The sequence below is a fragment of the Sulfurimonas sp. HSL-3221 genome (genome assembly GCF_021044585.1).
In the GTDB taxonomy this organism is placed as follows: domain Bacteria; phylum Campylobacterota; class Campylobacteria; order Campylobacterales; family Sulfurimonadaceae; genus Thiomicrolovo; species Thiomicrolovo sulfuroxydans.
The window spans coordinates 773,327-789,408 of record NZ_CP087998.1; the positions used below are offsets into that span (position 1 = coordinate 773,327).

A 16,082-nucleotide genomic window follows, 5' to 3' on the forward strand; every position below is an offset into this window, starting at 1 on the left:
CTTTGGGTTGATTATACTGCAACTCTTTTGAAGGAAGCAAATCACGGGGGCGTTTCGCGGCCGGTGAGCTCAACGTGCTTCGATTCTGACCTCCAGGTGGGTTGCGGCGGTGTCGGCGAAGATCTTCTCCAGATCGGGGCGGCGGTCCGGGGAGGACGGGAGGGCTGTCAACTGCCCGATCAACAGGCTGAAAAGCTGCAGGGTACTCTGGCCGCTGCGGTTCGTGACGTTGATCTCCAGGGTGTCGGCCCGGCCCATGAGCAGGGCGGAGAAGGCCGATTCCGCCTCGGTGAGCCAGCGCGTCAGGGCGGGACTGTAGGCGAACTTTGTGCGTTTGCGTTCGAAGGCACGGTGCAGCAGGGTGTCGTACTGGCCGATGTAGGCGGCGAAGCGTTTGTCTTTGCCGAGCAGGGTGCGGTAGGCGCGGCCGTCGGCGCTGCTTAACGCATGCAGGGCCTTGAAAAGAAGGTCGGGGGTACCCGAATGCGGCGGTTTCCTTGCCGGGGTAAAAAGGGCCGAGGCGTTGCGCAGCGTGACGTGCAGCGTCAGGGTGTCGTGGTTCCCTTTCGCGTTGTCGTTGCGGGAGGTGAAACGGCTGTCGATGGTATCGTTCCCCTCATAGGAGGTCTCAAGTGACAGGTGGCCGGAAAACGGGGAGGCGAGCTGCTCGGCGTAAAGGGTATGCAGCCTCTTTCCGACATAATCGGCCCTGACGGTGTCGTTGGTGTCGAACCAGGCTTCGAGCAGGTAGGGGGCCGCAGCGTAGCTGCTCTCCGTCTCGTTCGTCTCGAGGGTGGCCCCGGCGTAATCGAGCGAGACGTTTCCGAGCACACGTTCGGCGAAGGCGGCCCCCTTCGCCGTCCGCTTCATCCTGTTGGCGAAATGGAGGGTATCGATGTGCAGATGGGCCTGGGGATCGTACTGGTCGTAGTCGAAATCCGAGACGTCAAGCTCTTCGAGATTGCCGACAAGGGCCCGTTCCAGCGCATCTTTTCGGGGGGTTGAGGGCGGGGCGAAATAGGGTTTTTCGGCGGCAAGGTGCTGCCGCTGCAGACGTTCAAGTTCCTCCACCTCCTTCATCGCGGCGTCAAAGGCCTCTTTGTGCAGCAGCACCCCCAGCGCCTCGTTGAACGATGCGGTCGCCGCCTTGAAGGCGGTGACGGAGGTGCGGTTGGCATCGCGCTCTTCGATCCTCTGACGCTGTGCCCGGCAGACAAACTGCGTGCGCTCCGCGTGGCATTCGGGGGTGATCCTGCCCTCGGAGCGGTAGGTGAGGTAACGGGTGAGGTTCACTGCGGGATCGTCGGTCGCTTTGGGGACGGGAACGGCGAAGAGCAGCGCTGCGCTCAGAAGCAGTGCCGGGAGAAGATAGGGGTTCATGGGCGCTTCCTTGAACTCCTATTGTACTTCAAGAAAGCCAATAAGCCGTTCAGTCGGCGACGGGGAGGTAGGCGTATCCTTCGTTCTGTTTTTCGATCAGGCCGACACCGGCGTTGAGGACGGTCGCGATGCCGGGGTAGATATCTTTGGCGTCGATTTTTTTCTTGGTCATCCCCGCCCGGCACATCAGAAACGCCACGTCATAGGTCTCGGCAAGGGCGGCGATGCGCTTGGCGAGTTCCGGGGCGGCTTTGAGCAGTTCCGGATCTTTGGCAAAGTCGAAGTGCGCCGGCTCTTTGAGAAAGAACTTGTAGGCGTTGCCGTGGATGACAACGGCGACATCGAGCTCTTTGAGCTGGTTCTCAAAATAGGTCTTGTGGGCAACGATCCCTTTGAGAATCTTCTGCTCAAAGGTGTGCATGTCGCCGGTGGTCAGGTCGATGACGACTTTGGGGTTCTCCGCGCCAAAGAGCGAGAGGACGGTCAGCAGGATGAGAAAGAGTTTTTTCATACAGTCTCCTTGGTGGAGTGCATCATACCGGGGGAAAGTAAAAACTATGTAAAAAGGGGCGTTTAGTGTCCGGTCCCCGAGGCTGCCTGCGGTTTGGGACGGAACAAACGTAGGAGTAGAAGAATGAATCAAACCAGTTCGGCAGGGAGGGGAGCCGAATCTGCAGGCAGCCCCGGGGACCGGACGGAGGGATTACTCCGTCAGATCGCCCAGCAGCGTTTCAAAATCGTTCTGTGCTTTCATCAGTTCGGCCTTGGCCTCGTCATCCTGGACGCGCGCGCTGCTCATCCAGTTGTAGACGCCGGGGAAACCGATGACGATCTTGTCGTCCCCTTTTTTCTTGTACATCATCATCGTACAGGGCGCGAAGGCCGAAGCCTGCGGGCGCGTCTTGGCGACGTTGTAGATCACCTTCAGCTTGCAGATGGAGTAGGTGTCGTAGAAATCGAAGGGGTTGTCGATACTCTCATCCTCCCCGACGACCATTTCGAAATCGAGGGTGTTGGAGAGGACGAACCCTTTGGGACTGAGACCGCCCTGGATTCCCATGGCGAGTTCCTCTTTAACGTCATCGTACTCATCCTCTTCGACTTCGAGGCTGTAGGTCGAAACCAGCGGTCCCGACGCCGGGAGCGGGTTCTCGTTCTCGATCGCGACGGAGGCCTTCGGCATTGCTGATTCCAGGGCTTTTAGCGCCGCCGCCTCGATCTTTTTCAGGATCGGGTCGACGCTGCGAAGGCCGATGATCTTGGCCATCGCTTCAGCCGTCAGGACGGAGACGTGCAGCTGCTTCTCGCCTTTGTGCTGGTAGATCCCGAAGCCCATCGGCACGAAGATGCCGGCATCGGGATACTTGACGACGAGCGTACGGGAGAGGTCCGTATGGTAGGCCGTCAGCAGGTAAAAGACGTCGAAGTCGCTCTGCTGGAACTGGATGTTAAACGGTTTGTTCATCTCCGTATTGGCGGCGATGGTGAAGCCGTTGGCTGCAAGTGAACGTTCGATCACCTGCGGCAGATCGCTCTTGGGGTCGTTATCGACGCTGAAAATCCGCAGGTCGCCCTGGGCATGCAGTGCGATCACGGTCGAAAAGAGTAAAAACAGTATGTGTTTCATCATGGTGTAATCCTTACGGTTTGATATAGACCCAGCCCTCTTTGACCCGTTCGATCATCTCGACGATGCCGGCGGTGACGACTTCGACGTCGTCGATGAGCTGGTCTTCGGTAATGTTTTTGGTGCGCATGGTGTTGCCGCAGGCGACAAAGGTGACGTCGTACAGCATCAGAGTGCGCACCCGTTCCGCAATTTTCGGGTTGTTCTTGAGCAGGGTACGGATCCCTCCCGAATAGGCGACGATCTCCATCTGGACCTTTTCGGGGCCGTAGAACTTCAGCACGTTGTTGGCGGAGCTGAGGACATGGTTGATCGCCTCGTCAGTCCCTTCGGTCACCGAGAAAACGACCTGGCGGGGGTTATCAAGGGCCGGTTTGGGATCGGCGAACTCCGTATCGGCGTTCAGCCAGAGGCCCCAGGCCAGCAAAATGATCAGAAAACGCATGTTACTCCTTTGTGCACGCCGAAGCGGTCAGTGCGGTGAAATCCTCCCGGTTCCAGGAGCCCGGGACGGTTTTGATGATGCTGCCGTCGGGCTGAAGGATGACGAAGGTAGGGGTCATCGCGACTCTTGCTTCGAAGGGAACGCCCCGCTTCGAGAGGTTGATTTTGACCGGGACAAAGCACCCCTCGACCCAGCGGCTCATAGCCGCATCGTTGAACACGGCCTGCTCCATGTCGTGGCAGTAGTGGCAGTCGTCGCGCACGAGGGCGGCCAGGATGTTCCTGCCGCTCTCGTGCGCTTCGGCCTTGCCCTGTTCCCAGCTGCGCCAGTCGACGGCGTCGGCGAGCAGTGGCAGCAGCAGCCAGAGAAGCTTATTCATCGTCCCACTCCAGCATCCGGTAGGCCACCTCGACGTTTTGCGCATGCATCGCATCATAGAGGGCGACACTGCGGAAAGCGTCGAGGCGGATCGTTTTGGTGGCTTCGGCGATGCCGATCCCATCGTCGATGGCATCGCGCACGCGGTCGCACAGCTGCGTCAGGTAAACATAGGTCATCTGCAGTGCGTCTTTGCCGGTGCTTTTGCCGTGGCCGCCGATGATGTGTTTCAGCGGCATTGCCCGTATCATCTCCAGCGCGGCGATCCATCCGTGGAGGTCGCCGTCGCGCAGGGAGGGGATACGGTCGTTGAAGACCAGGTCCCCGGCAAACAGCGTCTGCCGGGAGGGGAAATAGACCAGAAGGTCTTCTGCGGTATGGGCGCGGCGGGTGAGGCGGATGATCCGGATATCCTCGCCGTCGATGCGCAGGGTTTCGTTGGTGTCGACGTAGCGGGTCGGCAGCGCAATTTCCGTGCCTTCATAGGCTTCGGGGCTGATGCGCTGCTGCATCCGCGTCTTTTCCGTGAGGCTGACCGCCTTTTTGAAGAGGCGGGGACCGATCACCTCGGCACCCCGGGCTGCGAAATAGCCGTTGCCCAGCCAGTGGTCGTCGTGCACATGGGTGTCGATGACCGGGCCGGTCTTCTGTGCCTTGATGCGCTGCATGATCTCGGCGGCCTCTTTGGCATAGGCGTAGGTCGGGCCGCTGTCGATGACGAGCCAGCGGTGGCCGGTATCGACGTAGCAGCTGTTGACCATGTTGCCGTTGTTAACGCTGTTCATCACCTCCGGTTTTCCGAAAAAACAGTAGATGCCCCGGTCGACACTGACCGGTTCGAGATGGTACTCGAACGCCACTGCCGATGTGATGCTAAGCCACACAGTCCAGAGCATTTTCATCTGTCAATCCTTCCTAGAAGAGGTAGTTCAGCTCGAAGCGGTATTCGTTGTAGGAGTCTTTGTCATACCCCGCTTCACGATCTTTGGCATCGACCAGGCCGATGCGGACTTTGGCTTCCAGGCCCGGAACAGCTTTGACCTTTTCGATCAGGTCGATATGGATGATATTGCTGTCCGCCTGTACACCGGCCGCCTGCTTGTCCTCGTCGAAGTCCTGCATTGCGTAACGGACCATCGCGCTCAGACCGGAGACCAGGTTGGCCTTGTCGAAGTTGAAGTTGACCTGCGCGGCAGTCGTCTTGGTATTGGCGTACCAGTTGTACTGCGCCATCGCACGGGTGTAGCCGCCGGTCGGGAAGCCGCGCCACGGCGCGACAATATCCGCTTCGTCGGCGACGGCGGAGTAGGCGACCATCATTTTAAGCGGGCCGGTTTCCGCGACGAGACGCGCCATCCAGAGGCTGGAGTCGAGGCTGTCAGGGGTATCGTAACCCTTGGTGTTGTCAAAGACGGCCGTACCGCCGGTCCAGTCGACGAGGGTCCCTTTGAGGGAGGCACCACCGACCTTACCGCCGCCGTCGTCCATCTGTTTCATGTAGCGGGCACCCGGCGTGATCTTCCAGCCTCCGAGCGGAATGGCATAGTTGATCTCACCGGTCAGGGAGCTGACGACGCCCGGGACGCCGCCGTAGGTCAGGTCGAGCTGCAGGTTCTTGATTGATTTGTTCTGTACGTCGGCGACGATCAGCGAATGGGTGATGTCCTTACCCGCCGCACGGAAGTTGTTGACGCTCAGACCCTTGTGGACCGCGGAGTCGTCATTGCCGTTCCATTGCGTTTTGACGCTCGTGTTGGAGTCATCAAAAGTGAGGACGTCGTGGAAGGTCTCATGGTCGCGCAGCTTCTGCTGGTAGAACCAGGCACCGCGGATCCGTGTCTGCGGGAGCTCTTTGGTCGTGAAGGAGTAACCCTCGAAGGTGTTCGGGATCATCTTCGTGTCGTTGGACTTGGTCAGGAAACTCTCGAAGATCTGACGGCCGGCGACGAAGGAGGTTTTGGAAATGTCATACTGGACATAGGCCTGCGCCAGCGTCGCAAAGCCGTAGTTGCCGAGGCGGTTGACGTTGTAGCGGCTGGTCGTATCCTTGCCCGCCTTGAGGTAGCCGATGTTAGCTTCGGACATACGCTCGCCCGGGAACGGTTCGTCGGTATAGTACAGACCCGCACCGGCGCTCAGGCCGTAGAGGGACGCGGTTTTGTAGATCAGGTTACCGCCGAGCCCCAGGGCACGGTTGTCCTTGTTCTTCGTCTGCGCCGTATCGTCGTTTTTCCAGTCCCAGTTGAAGGAGTTAACGCGCAGACGGCCGTAGACGACGCCCTTGGCAAACATATCGGTGATGGTATCCGCTTTGCCGGGGAGCACGTTGTAGACTTCCATCATGTTCCCCTTCAGGGAGCGCTTGGGCGTGAATGCTTCGCCGTCGGCGGCAGAAGCACTGCTCGTCAATGTACAGGCCAGCGCGGCCGCGGCGGCAGTCGAAATGAATTTCATTGATTTAATATTAGCCATTTACTCATCCTTTTTTCAATGTAAAAGAGAGATAATGTCACTGGTGATGAACGAATGTCCCCGTGACACTATCACTGGCTGGCGGCAGGTAGCAGCTGCCGCCGTCTTGTCCTTAGACACCTACTCCCACGACACCGTGACGGTGCCGACCGTGCAATCTCTCAGCAGCCTCCCCCCTTGGAAGGACAGCCGCAATCGTAATCCAGCAGCTTGACATTGCCCGCATTGCTGACATCCACCACTTTTTTGCGGCGGATATAGTCACGGACGACATCATAGACGGGACGGATTTTCTCTTTTTGGAGATTCTCGCCCGCATTCTGGAGGTTGCCTCCCCATGACGAAACGACATAGGTCCGCTTCGGATCGATCGGTTTGCCCCCCACAAGAAGATTGCTGATACGCTTGCCGCGGGCGTTGCCGACGGCGATGTCGTAGGTCACCCCGCCGAGGCGGCTCATATCGCCGCCCTGCTGATAGAGCGGGTTGGCGTTGAAGACGTTGTCGGCGATATCTTCAAGCAGGTTGGCGATACGTTCGCCCTTCAGCTCGAAGGTGTAGACGTTGGGATAGGTGATCCCGCACATCTCGTAGACGTTGTCCATCAGAATGTCGTCTCCCGGAAGGACCGTTGTCCCCCACCGGTAGCCCGGCGTGAAGGAGATGTCGCATTTCATTTCATCCATGATCGCGTCATTGATAAGCTGATCGAAGGTCGAGAAGAAGGTGTCGCGCTTGTAGAGCAGCCCCTTCGTTTTCCCGAGCACTTCATTGAACTCCTTGTCAAAGGGAGCATAGAGCTCCGCAACGAGCTTCTCACCCACCGGGTCCGCCGGAATGATGTTCGACGCGACCGGGATGAGCTTGTACTCATACCCTTTGACCTTGTGGTCCCGGATATCGATATCGAGGCGCCCGACGTATTTGCCGTGGCTGCCTGCGATGACGATGACCGTGCCGTCGATGACAATAGGCTTCGGGGAGGGGTCGTGCGTATGGCCGCTGAGGATAAAGTCGATCCCGTGGACCTTGCGTGCCACCTCCTGGTCGACGCTGAAACCGTCGTGCGACAGCACGACGACACAGTCGACCTTGTGCTCTTCGCGCAGCTCGTCGACATACTCCTGCAGCGTGTCAAGCCGCAGCCCGAAGCTCCACCCCTCGGTGAACTCTTTCGGGTTCGCCGTCGAGGTGAACGGGAAAGACTGGCCGATAATGCCGATCTTCGCCCCGTTGCGCTCTTCGATGGTATAGGGCTCGAAAATGAGCTCTTCGTACTCTTCGGAGAAGGGGTCGTCCCCGATAATGTTCTGGGAGACGAACTTCGCATCGAGTTTGTCAATGAGCTCCTTGACCCGCTCTTTGCCGTAGGTGAACTCCCAGTGGCCGACCATGACGTCGACGCCGAGGTAGTTCTGGGCCTTGACGATCGCTTCGCCCTCTGTCTTCAGCGCGACGCCGGTGCCCTGCCAGGTGTCGCCGGAGTCGAGCAGCAGGACTTTCTCCTTGCCGCGCTGGCGTTCGACCTCGTCGATCAGGGTCTTCATGTGGGCGATGCCGCCCATCTTCCCGAATTTGCGCGCCAGGGCGGCAAAATCCATGTGGGTGTCGAAGTAGGCGTCGAGGGAGCTGGGCTCCAGCCCGTAGTGCTTGGCAAAAGCTTCGCCGCAGAGGAAACCGGGCGTCCCCACGAGGTTCGGCGCCGAGATCAGGGTCGAAGGCTCGCGCCAGTAGAGGGGCTTGATGTGCGCATGCAGGTCACAGATGTGCAGCAGGGTCACATTGCCCGTCTCTTTGAAGTCATACAGATCCGCAAGCGAGATGTCCGCGGGGTTTTTCCCCCCGACGGTCGTCGCGTAGCCGTTGGAAACCGTCACCAGTCCCAGGGCCGCTGCGATCTGCAGAAAGTCTCTTCTTGAAATATCCATTCATCTGTCCTTTAGCGTTTCAGGCCGGGGATCGCGATCGTTTTGTTCTTGGCTTTCGCGAGAGTGGTGACATAGACCTCAAGGCCCACCATCTCATCCGAACCGATCGGGAGCACCGCCAGCAGGGCGTTTTTCATACACCCCTGGAAGCGGCGCTGGAGGGTGCGCAGGGAGGACTTCGTCATCCGGTACGCGGGCCAGGTCGCACCGGCGCCGGCTTCGCCCAGGTCCGGCAGGGGCTGGGTGCGCAGTACCGAACCGACGATGTCGGCGGAGTGGCAGCTGTTGCACGAAAGCCCGCGGCCGCCGCGCGCTGTCATAAAGACCTCTTCGCCCAGTTTATAGGCCGCCTTCATCTGCGGGTTGGCGTTGACGTCGATCGCCACCGCTTCCTCGTTGGCCAGCGATTTGGCGTAGGCCAGCATCGCAAACATCTCTTTGCTGCTGAGCTTGAACGGCTTGTGACCGTTCTCGGCCATCAGCGCCTGCATCACCTGGTCGATACCGAGGACGGCATCAAACTGTTTGATATAGCGGGGGAAGCCGGCAATGTACGCGGGGAGCTTCGCTTCGGAAACGCCCAGGAACTTTGCCAGGCCGGCGTCGCCGCCGCAGTTCTCATCGACGAGCTCGCCGCCCCATTCGACGTCCATCTCCGCCGGGTTGTTCTCCAGCAGTTCCGCATAGAGCGCGCGGTCGGCGTCGCTCATGGCGAACTGCTCGCCGCCCATGGCCAGCGTCCCGCAAAGCAGGGTGGCCGCAATGATTGATGTAACTTTCATGGCTCAGCCTTTCGGTTTGAGTTTTTTCGACTTCTCTTGGACTTCGCCGGTGTTGGTCTTGTAGACGACTTTCAGTGTCCCTGCAGCGGGCACTTTGAAGTTGATCGTGAAGACCGGGTTCGTCGAAACGGATTCCCAGACCTGCATTGTCGTGAACGGGGTGTCGTTGAAGAAGAACTTCACCTCGGTGATGTAATCGGCGGGCACGATCTTGCCGCTCTTCTTGTCTTTGCGCATCCCGGTTTCCATCGGGTGCATGACCATGAAGTTGACCTTGACGACGTCGCCGCTCTTAAACTTTTTCGGTTTGATTTTGATCAGTGATTTTCTTTCTGCCATTGTCTATCCTTTTTTGATGATACTCGGGTCTAAAGCGGCGATCAGCCGCAGCCGCCGATCGTGACTTTGACGCTCTGTTTCGCGCTGAGGAATTCGCCGGTGCTGGTTTCGGCGACGACGAGGACGTCCTGGGAACTGCCGAGCTTGATACGTGTCGCGAACATGGCTGCGCCGTTGGCCGGTGTCAGCATGATATCGGCACAGCGGACGTTGCTGTTTTTGGTGGCGAAGACGTGGATTGCCTTGACGTAGTCATCCGGTGTCATCGGAGAGTCGACCTCGATGGTGACGGGTACGACGGCACCGTTTTCCGCGATCTCAGGCGCTTTCAGGTGCACTTTCTTTGAAGGTGTCACGGCCTTGCCGCCGGTAATGGCCTTAAGGGCCGCGTCGATGTCCATCGTGTTGGGCCCTTTGGGCGCTTCCGCCGCGAGCAGGCTCTGCGGGGTGAGGGTTGCTGTTGCTGCCGTGGCCGCTGCGGCCAGACCGATACGTTGTAAGAAACTTCTTCTTTGCATGGGTTCTCCTTTAGTGTTTAATGGAAACGATATACGAGGTGATGTCGCAGATCTCACGTTCGGTAAAGAGACCGGTCGTAAGGTTGATCGTCATATGCGTCTTCGGGTTGTCGACACGCGCGTCGGCGATCTTCTGGTAGACGAACTGGTTGTCGCGGGTACCCGTTTCAATGAAAAACGCATGGTAGTTTGTCAGGTCGGGCCCGATATTTCCGGCGCCTTTGGCCCCTTCGATATTGTGGCAGGCGACACAGTTGCCGTACTGCTTCGGCGAGCCGTTTGCATTCTTTTTTGACAGGCCTGCCGGCAGTTTGCCTTTGGCTTTTTCTCCATTGAGGTTATGGAAAATGTATGCGCCCCGGGCGATCGCGTCCTTGTCGTCCGTGATACACCCCGCCGGCATCGTGTAGGCCTTAGCCGGGCCGAACAGATCCTTCTGGATGATCGACGCCGCTTCGGGCCGCTCGATGGCATCGGACAGGTTGGCGGCGAACGCTACACCCAGACCGATGGTCGTACTGAGTAACAGCCATCTCTTCATCGTATTTCTCCTTTTGGGCACCTCTAAAAACCCTGCATGGTCTCAGCGCCACAGAGAAAAGTCATAATCAAGGCGACGCTTTGAAGGCCTAGCCGTAGCTAAGCCGAAAAGCGGCAACGCCGAGTATGGCTTTTCTCTGTGGCGCCCTGCGGGAGAGCTTTTGAAGCACGATCTTTCCTCCGTTTTCGTCTTGACTTAGCTTTGGCTAGGCCTGAAACGAAAACAAAGAAAACCTCATACTTCAAAAGCCCTCTGGGGTCCATGCAGGGTTTTTAGAGGTGCCCTTGACTTGGTTTCGAAGATTGTAACGGTGCAATGTAAAAACAATGTAAAAAAGTATAAAGATTTTTGATGCGGAGAGAAAAAGTTCCTATTAGCAGATCAAATAGCAGGATTTTGGCAGAGATGGGGCGGGAAAACGTAGGTAAATGTGCTTCCCTGTTGGGGTACGGAAGAGACCTCCAGGGTGATGCCGGTCTCCTCCATGATCGCCTTGACGATGTTGAGCCCGATACCAAAACCGCCCTTGCCGGTCTCCTCGCGGTAGTAGCGTTCAAAGATCTTTTCGGTGTTTTCGATCCCCAGCCCGTAATCCCTGAAGGTCAGTTCGCAGCGGTGGTCGTACCGTTTCAGGGCAACCTCGACAATGCTGTTCTCGTGGGAGTACTTGATGGCGTTGGAGATGTTGTTGTCGATGATGCGCTGCAGCTGGGTCTGGTTGAAGTGCAGGATCACCCCTTCATCGATCTCGGAGGCGATGGTGATCCCTTTCATGGCGGCGACCTCGTTAAAATAGAGGATGCGCTCGCGCACGAAGGCGCTGACGTCGATCTCCTCGTATTCGAAAACGATCTGCTTGTTCTTGATGAGGTACTCCATGTCGTTATAGATGTTCGAGAGGGTCTTCGACGCGGCTTTGATACGCTGCAGGTATTTGCTCTGGGGGTGCTTGCGGTTGTAGAGATCGATGTTGATGTTGATGATGGAGAGGGGGGTGTTGATCTCGTGGACGGTATCTTTGATAAAGTTGTCCAGCTTCTGGTTGACGCGTTTGAACGGCAGGGCAAAACGCTGCAGGACAAGGAGCGAAAGGAAAAAGACGAGGACGACGATGGCGATGAGGATCGTCGCGACGCGCTCGTAGACGGGCGCGTAGGTGAGGTGGTTGCCGACGATGAGGTACTCCGCCCCGAAATAGCGCTCCCGGGGGAGGGGGATGATGAGGTAGGCGCTGTGACTCTCGTCGATGTGGTACCCGGCGGCAAAGTGTTCCATCGGAAAATCGATGAGGGTGAAGATCGGCTTGAAGTGCAGGTCGTAAAGCCCCGAGACGATCCGCTTGAAGCGGGGGTACTCGAAGTAGCTTTCACGGTTTTCGTCGTACTCCTCCATGGCGCTGATGACACGGGCGGCGTGCTGCTTGAGCATCAGTTCGTTCTGGATCCCGTGGATCTGTTTCATATAGACGGTGTAGACATAAAGCGGCGCGAGGAGGATCACCGTGATCAGCGCCGTGTAGAGCACCGCGTTTTTGAGGGCGTACTGATTATCTTTCAATGATATACCCTATGCCGCGGCGATTTTTGATGATGTCCGCGGGGAGTTTTTTGCGCAGGTTGTTGATCTGGACCCGGATGTTGGCGGGGTCGACGTATTCGCCCCACACTTCGTCCTGGAACATCGCCATGGAGACGGCCTGGTTCGTATGGCGCAGCAGGACCTCCAGGATATCGTTCTCCGTCTTGCTCAGTGTGATCGGTTCTTCCTTGTAGCTCAGCTGCATCCGTTTCGTGTCGTAGCGCAGATCCGGGGCGAGCTCGATCGCTTCACTGTGCTTATAGTAGTAGCTGCGCAGCGCATGCTCGATGCGCAGCTGCAGTTCGGTAAGGTCAAAGGGTTTACGGATGTAGTCGCAGCAGCCGCGCTTGTACCCCTCTTCAAGGTCCTTGGTCTGGGTCCGGGCGGTAATGAAGATGGCCGGGGTCTCGTTGCCCTCGGCGCGCAGGGTTTTGAGCAGTTCGAATCCACTGAGGCCGGGGACGTTGACATCGAACAAGAAAAGGTCGAAATGGGTCGCGCAGGCGGCGTCGAAAGCGTCGTCGCCGTTGGCGTAGGTCTCGACGTTGAAATCAAGATCCTCCAGGAACTCCTCGATACTGACGCGCAGCGCGTATTCGTCTTCCAGCAGCAGAATCTTCATCGTATCTCTCCTTCAATCTTCCGGGCGAGCTTGTAGTGGAGCATCAGGGCGATCAGCTCCTCTTTGGTGTAGGTGGAGAGCACGTCGCGCGCCTCCTCCATAAAGAGTTCCCGGTCTTCTTCGGGAACGGTGTCCTTGAGCGAGAGCAGGGCTTTGTCGTATCCGCTGTGGTAGACCTTGTTGTCATACTGCTCCTTTTTAACGATGTCGTAGAGGTTGTTCCGCGAGAACGCGAGCAGGAAAGAGAGGTCCTCCCCGCTGCGGGCAAAGTGTTCGATGCTCTGTTTCGGCATGACGAAGACGAAGGCGCCGATGGTCTCACCGTCGCCGTTGCGCATCGGCTCGAAGAAGATGTACTTGTTCTCCCGCAGCATGATCCGTTCTTTACGCAGCTGTTTCATGTCCAGGCGCTGCAGGACCTTGAGGTTGATGTTGTTGTAGCGGCGGTTGCCGACGAGGTACCAGGCGACCGAAGGGTTGTTCTGCATCAGTACGGCGGTGTTGTAGTAGCTGTCGTCGAGCAGGGCGTAGAGGTCAATCCCGAACTTGTGGAAGAAGTCGGTACTGGCGTCGAAGAACTTCAGCACTTCGACAAAGCCGATGAGCTCCCCCTCCTCGTACATGGGCACGGTTGCCTTGATCCCCAGACGCCGACCGACTTCGATGGAGGAGCGCGGTTTCTTGTGCAGCATAATCTCTTCGAGGTCGCGGCGGTAGGTATCGAGCGGCATCCCCGCAAAGAGGTTGTCGGCATCCCAGCTGCGGGCAAAGAGGCGCGAATCCGCGGTGATGATCTGAGCCCGCACGAGTTCGGAGGTGTTCTTCTGCACCGATTTGATCATCCGTTTGAGGAGGGCGAAACCCGCTTCGTCGTCATCTTCTTTGAGGGCATGCCGGAGGGAATCGTTCTCCGAGAGGATCAGCGCAAAGCGCAGGGCGTCCTCCTTCTCGTTGCGCAGCTCCGTGCGCAGGGAGAGGCTGAGCTGGTCGCTGACCTCGTCGACGACCTGCCACGCAACCTCCCGGTTGAAGACTTCTATGGTCATAATCAGTAAGAGAATGATGAGAAAGAAAGGAACGGCGAAGAGCAGGTTGTTTCTGGAAAATAGCTTCAAAGGGTATCGGCTCCTTGGATCACCGATTATATCAAAATGTTATTACACTGTTCAAGAGGCATGAGGCCCTTCTTGAACGTGCCGGGCAGAAGCGTAACAGCGGTGTGGCACCGCGCGTCGCGTTTACTGGATCTTGATGTAGGCGAACCCGTCGCGCTGGTCGTCAATGACCTTGACGATGCCGCCGGGGGTGATCTCCACGTTGTCGGCGATCTGTTCCGCCTTGACGTTCTTCTTGTCCATGGTGTTCTGACAGGCGAAAAAGGTAATGTTGTCGCCGCCGAGCAGCTTGAGGCCGTTAAAGCGTTTGCGTGTCCCTTCCCCCGTCGGTCCGCCGTGTTCCAGGTAGGGCTTGGCCGCGAAGCCGGTCCCTTTGAAGTCCTTCATGAAGTACTGAAGGCACGGCCCCAGTGCGACGACGTCGATCTCGTACTGGATCAGGTTCTTCTCGTAATATTTTACGGCGTTATTAAGCGTGTTCAGCATGAGGTGGACCCTCTGCACATCGGGGAAGTCGCACTGGTAGACGACCTTGACGACGTCATCGTCGTCATCGGCCCAGACCGTTGGTACGAAAAGGGTGAGCGCCAGTGCCGCTATCATCCGTGTAATCGAAATGTATTTCATGTTTTCTCCTTTTAAAAAGCTGCGGTGAGCTGGATGGCGAGGCGATCGCCCATATTGTCCAGAACATTCTGCGCCGCAGCGTTGCCCGGTGCTTTCGCATCGCGGATCATGTAGTTGAAATCGATCCGCGTCGGGCCGCGGAAGCGATAGGAACATCCCAGGGTGATGGTCTGGAAGTCGCGTTCGCCCTTGGAGTCGTTGGTCAGGCGGTTCATAAAGTCATAGCGGCCGAAGACCTCGAACTGCTTGGGAAAGAGCTCGTACTGCAGGTTGAGATAGCCGCCTTCGGCCTTGTTCTCGGTGCCGACGGCAAACTGCAACTGCCACTCTTCCTGATAGGGGTCAGGGTCTGTGTCCTTGGCGCCCGTATAGATCATGCCTTCGGCCCACATATATTCCGCTTCCGCCCGCAGGCCGTTCTCGTAGTAGGAGAAGCCGATGCCATAGCGTTTACGGTCGTGCTTGACGGGCGTGGTCGTGCCGTTGGCGTCGGTGGAGTAGAGCCGACGCTTGCCGGTCTGCCCCCAGACAAAGAACTTAAGGGCTTCGGTGTAGAAGCCTTTGCCGGCGCCGAAGTCGTCTTCGAGGGCCAGATAGCCGTAATGGGTCGCCTGGTGGTCCGAAGCGTTGTGGGAAATCCCCGTACCGTTGCCGTACATGTAGGCGTAACTGAGCGTCCACCCCTGACCGAGCGCAAAGGTGTCGAAGAGCTCGATGCCCATGTCCCGGAACGCGGCGATCGGACGTGTGACGTCGGTGCTGGTGTAGTGCACCGTCGAAGCGCCGCCGGCCGCTTTGCCGGTCTGTGCGGTACCGACATTGGTCACTTGGCGTTCGAGCAGCTGCTGGTTCGTCATCGTGGTGAACTCGATATAGGGGGAGACGAAGACGGCGCGCAGCCCCTCTTCGCTGCCGGGGGTTTTAAACATACCGATGCGCGCATTAAGCCCCGGGACGTGGCGGAGTGTCACCGACGCGTCGGTGAAGTAGGTGGCGGTGTCATGCCCGGCGAGATTGTTGACGGCATTATTGCCGAACTCCGTCATGAAAAAATAGTTGACTTTGTTGTCGTTGTCGGCCATGCCGCGCGCGGCGAGTCTGGCGCGAAAAAGGCTGAACCCCTCCTGGTCGGCCAGATTGGGGTTCAACAACGAGAACGGGGTTTTGTTCCCGCCGTTCGGGTCGATGAAGACGTCGCCGTAATCCTGCTTATAGTTGGCCTGGATAAAGCCCCAGACGACGGGCATCTTGTTGCGATAGGGCACGACAACCCCTTTGGGCGCGACGTTGTCGGGCTGCGTTCCCTGCAGCATCAGCCAGTTGGCCGCCTCCAGCGACATAGCGCTTAAAAGCAATACTATTATTCCTGCTACTCCCCTGAAAAAGGGGCGTATTAAACCGTTTTCTTGCGTGGGCATTTCCCATCCTTTTGATTTGAATGGGCACGATGATAGAACCGGAGTGTAAAATTAATATAAAAATTTCGAATATTGTTGATATTTTTGTGATTAACTTTTGTTATAGGAGTTGGCAGAAGGTTGGGGCGGTCCTATTTGTACATAAGAATGGCAGTACAGCATTGTTCGGGCAAGTGTGACTGAATGTCACCCTTGATTTTGCAATGGTGGACTATTGATTTGAGGCCTTCGGCAGTGCTACGCACATCGCTTGCGGTTTGTCTTGCTGTGCTCCGGAATTCCGCTGCGCTGCATCGTTCGGGCAAGCGTGAC

17 protein-coding genes are annotated in these 16,082 nt (G+C 57.6%); all 17 read right to left on the minus strand.

The features are described 5' to 3' along the window. Positions 1–69: 69 nt before the first annotated feature. Positions 70–1,380, minus strand: coding sequence for a hypothetical protein (locus LOH54_RS03875; RefSeq protein ID WP_231020485.1), 1,311 nt, complete (start codon positions 1,378–1,380; stop codon positions 70–72). Positions 1,381–1,429: 49 nt separating this feature from the next. Then, on the minus strand, positions 1,430–1,891 hold the full coding sequence (locus tag LOH54_RS03880) for a DsrE family protein (protein WP_231020486.1): 462 nt from the start codon (positions 1,889–1,891) through the stop codon (positions 1,430–1,432). A 192-nt stretch (positions 1,892–2,083) separates the two neighbouring features. After that, positions 2,084–3,010, minus strand: coding sequence for a DUF302 domain-containing protein (locus LOH54_RS03885; protein ID WP_231020487.1), 927 nt, complete (start codon positions 3,008–3,010; stop codon positions 2,084–2,086). Positions 3,011–3,020: 10 nt separating this feature from the next. Then, positions 3,021–3,452, minus strand: coding sequence for a DsrE family protein (locus LOH54_RS03890; RefSeq protein WP_231020488.1), 432 nt, complete (start codon positions 3,450–3,452; stop codon positions 3,021–3,023). A 1-nt stretch (position 3,453) separates the two neighbouring features. Continuing rightward, the gene (locus tag LOH54_RS03895; RefSeq protein ID WP_231020489.1) at positions 3,454–3,831 is read right to left on the minus strand and encodes a thioredoxin fold domain-containing protein; all 378 of its coding nucleotides are present in this window, start codon (positions 3,829–3,831) and stop codon (positions 3,454–3,456) included. Then, on the minus strand, positions 3,824–4,732 hold the full coding sequence (locus LOH54_RS03900; protein ID WP_231020490.1) for an MBL fold metallo-hydrolase: 909 nt from the start codon (positions 4,730–4,732) through the stop codon (positions 3,824–3,826). The genes LOH54_RS03895 and LOH54_RS03900 overlap by 8 nt, the downstream gene beginning before the upstream one ends. Before the next feature lie 13 nt (positions 4,733–4,745). Further along, positions 4,746–6,284: an OprD family outer membrane porin gene (locus tag LOH54_RS03905; protein ID WP_231020491.1), complete on the minus strand. Its 1,539-nt coding sequence runs from the start codon at positions 6,282–6,284 to the stop codon at positions 4,746–4,748. A 179-nt stretch (positions 6,285–6,463) separates the two neighbouring features. Beyond that, positions 6,464–8,230 carry a thiosulfohydrolase SoxB gene (gene soxB, locus LOH54_RS03910; protein WP_231020492.1) on the minus strand — a complete coding sequence of 589 codons (1,767 nt, stop codon included), beginning with the start codon at positions 8,228–8,230 and terminating at the stop codon, positions 6,464–6,466. 11 nt (positions 8,231–8,241) lie between these two features. Continuing rightward, positions 8,242–9,012 carry a sulfur oxidation c-type cytochrome SoxA gene (gene soxA / locus LOH54_RS03915; protein WP_231020493.1) on the minus strand — a complete coding sequence of 257 codons (771 nt, stop codon included), beginning with the start codon at positions 9,010–9,012 and terminating at the stop codon, positions 8,242–8,244. Between the two features lie 3 nt (positions 9,013–9,015). Beyond that, positions 9,016–9,351 (minus strand): thiosulfate oxidation carrier complex protein SoxZ, encoded by a 336-nt coding sequence (soxZ, locus tag LOH54_RS03920; protein ID WP_231020494.1) that lies wholly within the window; start codon positions 9,349–9,351, stop codon positions 9,016–9,018. A 41-nt stretch (positions 9,352–9,392) separates the two neighbouring features. Then, positions 9,393–9,869 (minus strand): thiosulfate oxidation carrier protein SoxY, encoded by a 477-nt coding sequence (soxY, locus tag LOH54_RS03925; protein ID WP_231020495.1) that lies wholly within the window; start codon positions 9,867–9,869, stop codon positions 9,393–9,395. Positions 9,870–9,879: 10 nt separating this feature from the next. Further along, positions 9,880–10,410, minus strand: a complete 531-nt coding sequence (soxX, locus tag LOH54_RS03930) for a sulfur oxidation c-type cytochrome SoxX (RefSeq protein WP_231020496.1) — start codon at positions 10,408–10,410, stop codon at positions 9,880–9,882. A gap of 381 nt (positions 10,411–10,791) precedes the next feature. Then, positions 10,792–11,967, minus strand: a complete 1,176-nt coding sequence (locus LOH54_RS03935) for a sensor histidine kinase (RefSeq protein ID WP_231020497.1) — start codon at positions 11,965–11,967, stop codon at positions 10,792–10,794. Then, positions 11,957–12,610: a response regulator transcription factor gene (locus tag LOH54_RS03940; protein ID WP_231020498.1), complete on the minus strand. Its 654-nt coding sequence runs from the start codon at positions 12,608–12,610 to the stop codon at positions 11,957–11,959. The genes LOH54_RS03935 and LOH54_RS03940 overlap by 11 nt, the downstream gene beginning before the upstream one ends. Continuing rightward, positions 12,607–13,656 (minus strand): cache domain-containing protein, encoded by a 1,050-nt coding sequence (locus LOH54_RS03945; protein ID WP_231020499.1) that lies wholly within the window; start codon positions 13,654–13,656, stop codon positions 12,607–12,609. Before LOH54_RS03945 ends, LOH54_RS03940 begins: the two co-directional genes overlap by 4 nt. Positions 13,657–13,848: 192 nt before the next feature. Then, complete coding sequence (locus LOH54_RS03950) at positions 13,849–14,352, minus strand: DsrE family protein (protein WP_231020500.1); 504 nt, start codon at positions 14,350–14,352, stop codon at positions 13,849–13,851. Positions 14,353–14,363: 11 nt separating this feature from the next. Beyond that, positions 14,364–15,707: a putative porin gene (locus tag LOH54_RS03955; RefSeq protein WP_231020501.1), complete on the minus strand. Its 1,344-nt coding sequence runs from the start codon at positions 15,705–15,707 to the stop codon at positions 14,364–14,366. Positions 15,708–16,082 lie beyond the last annotated feature (375 nt).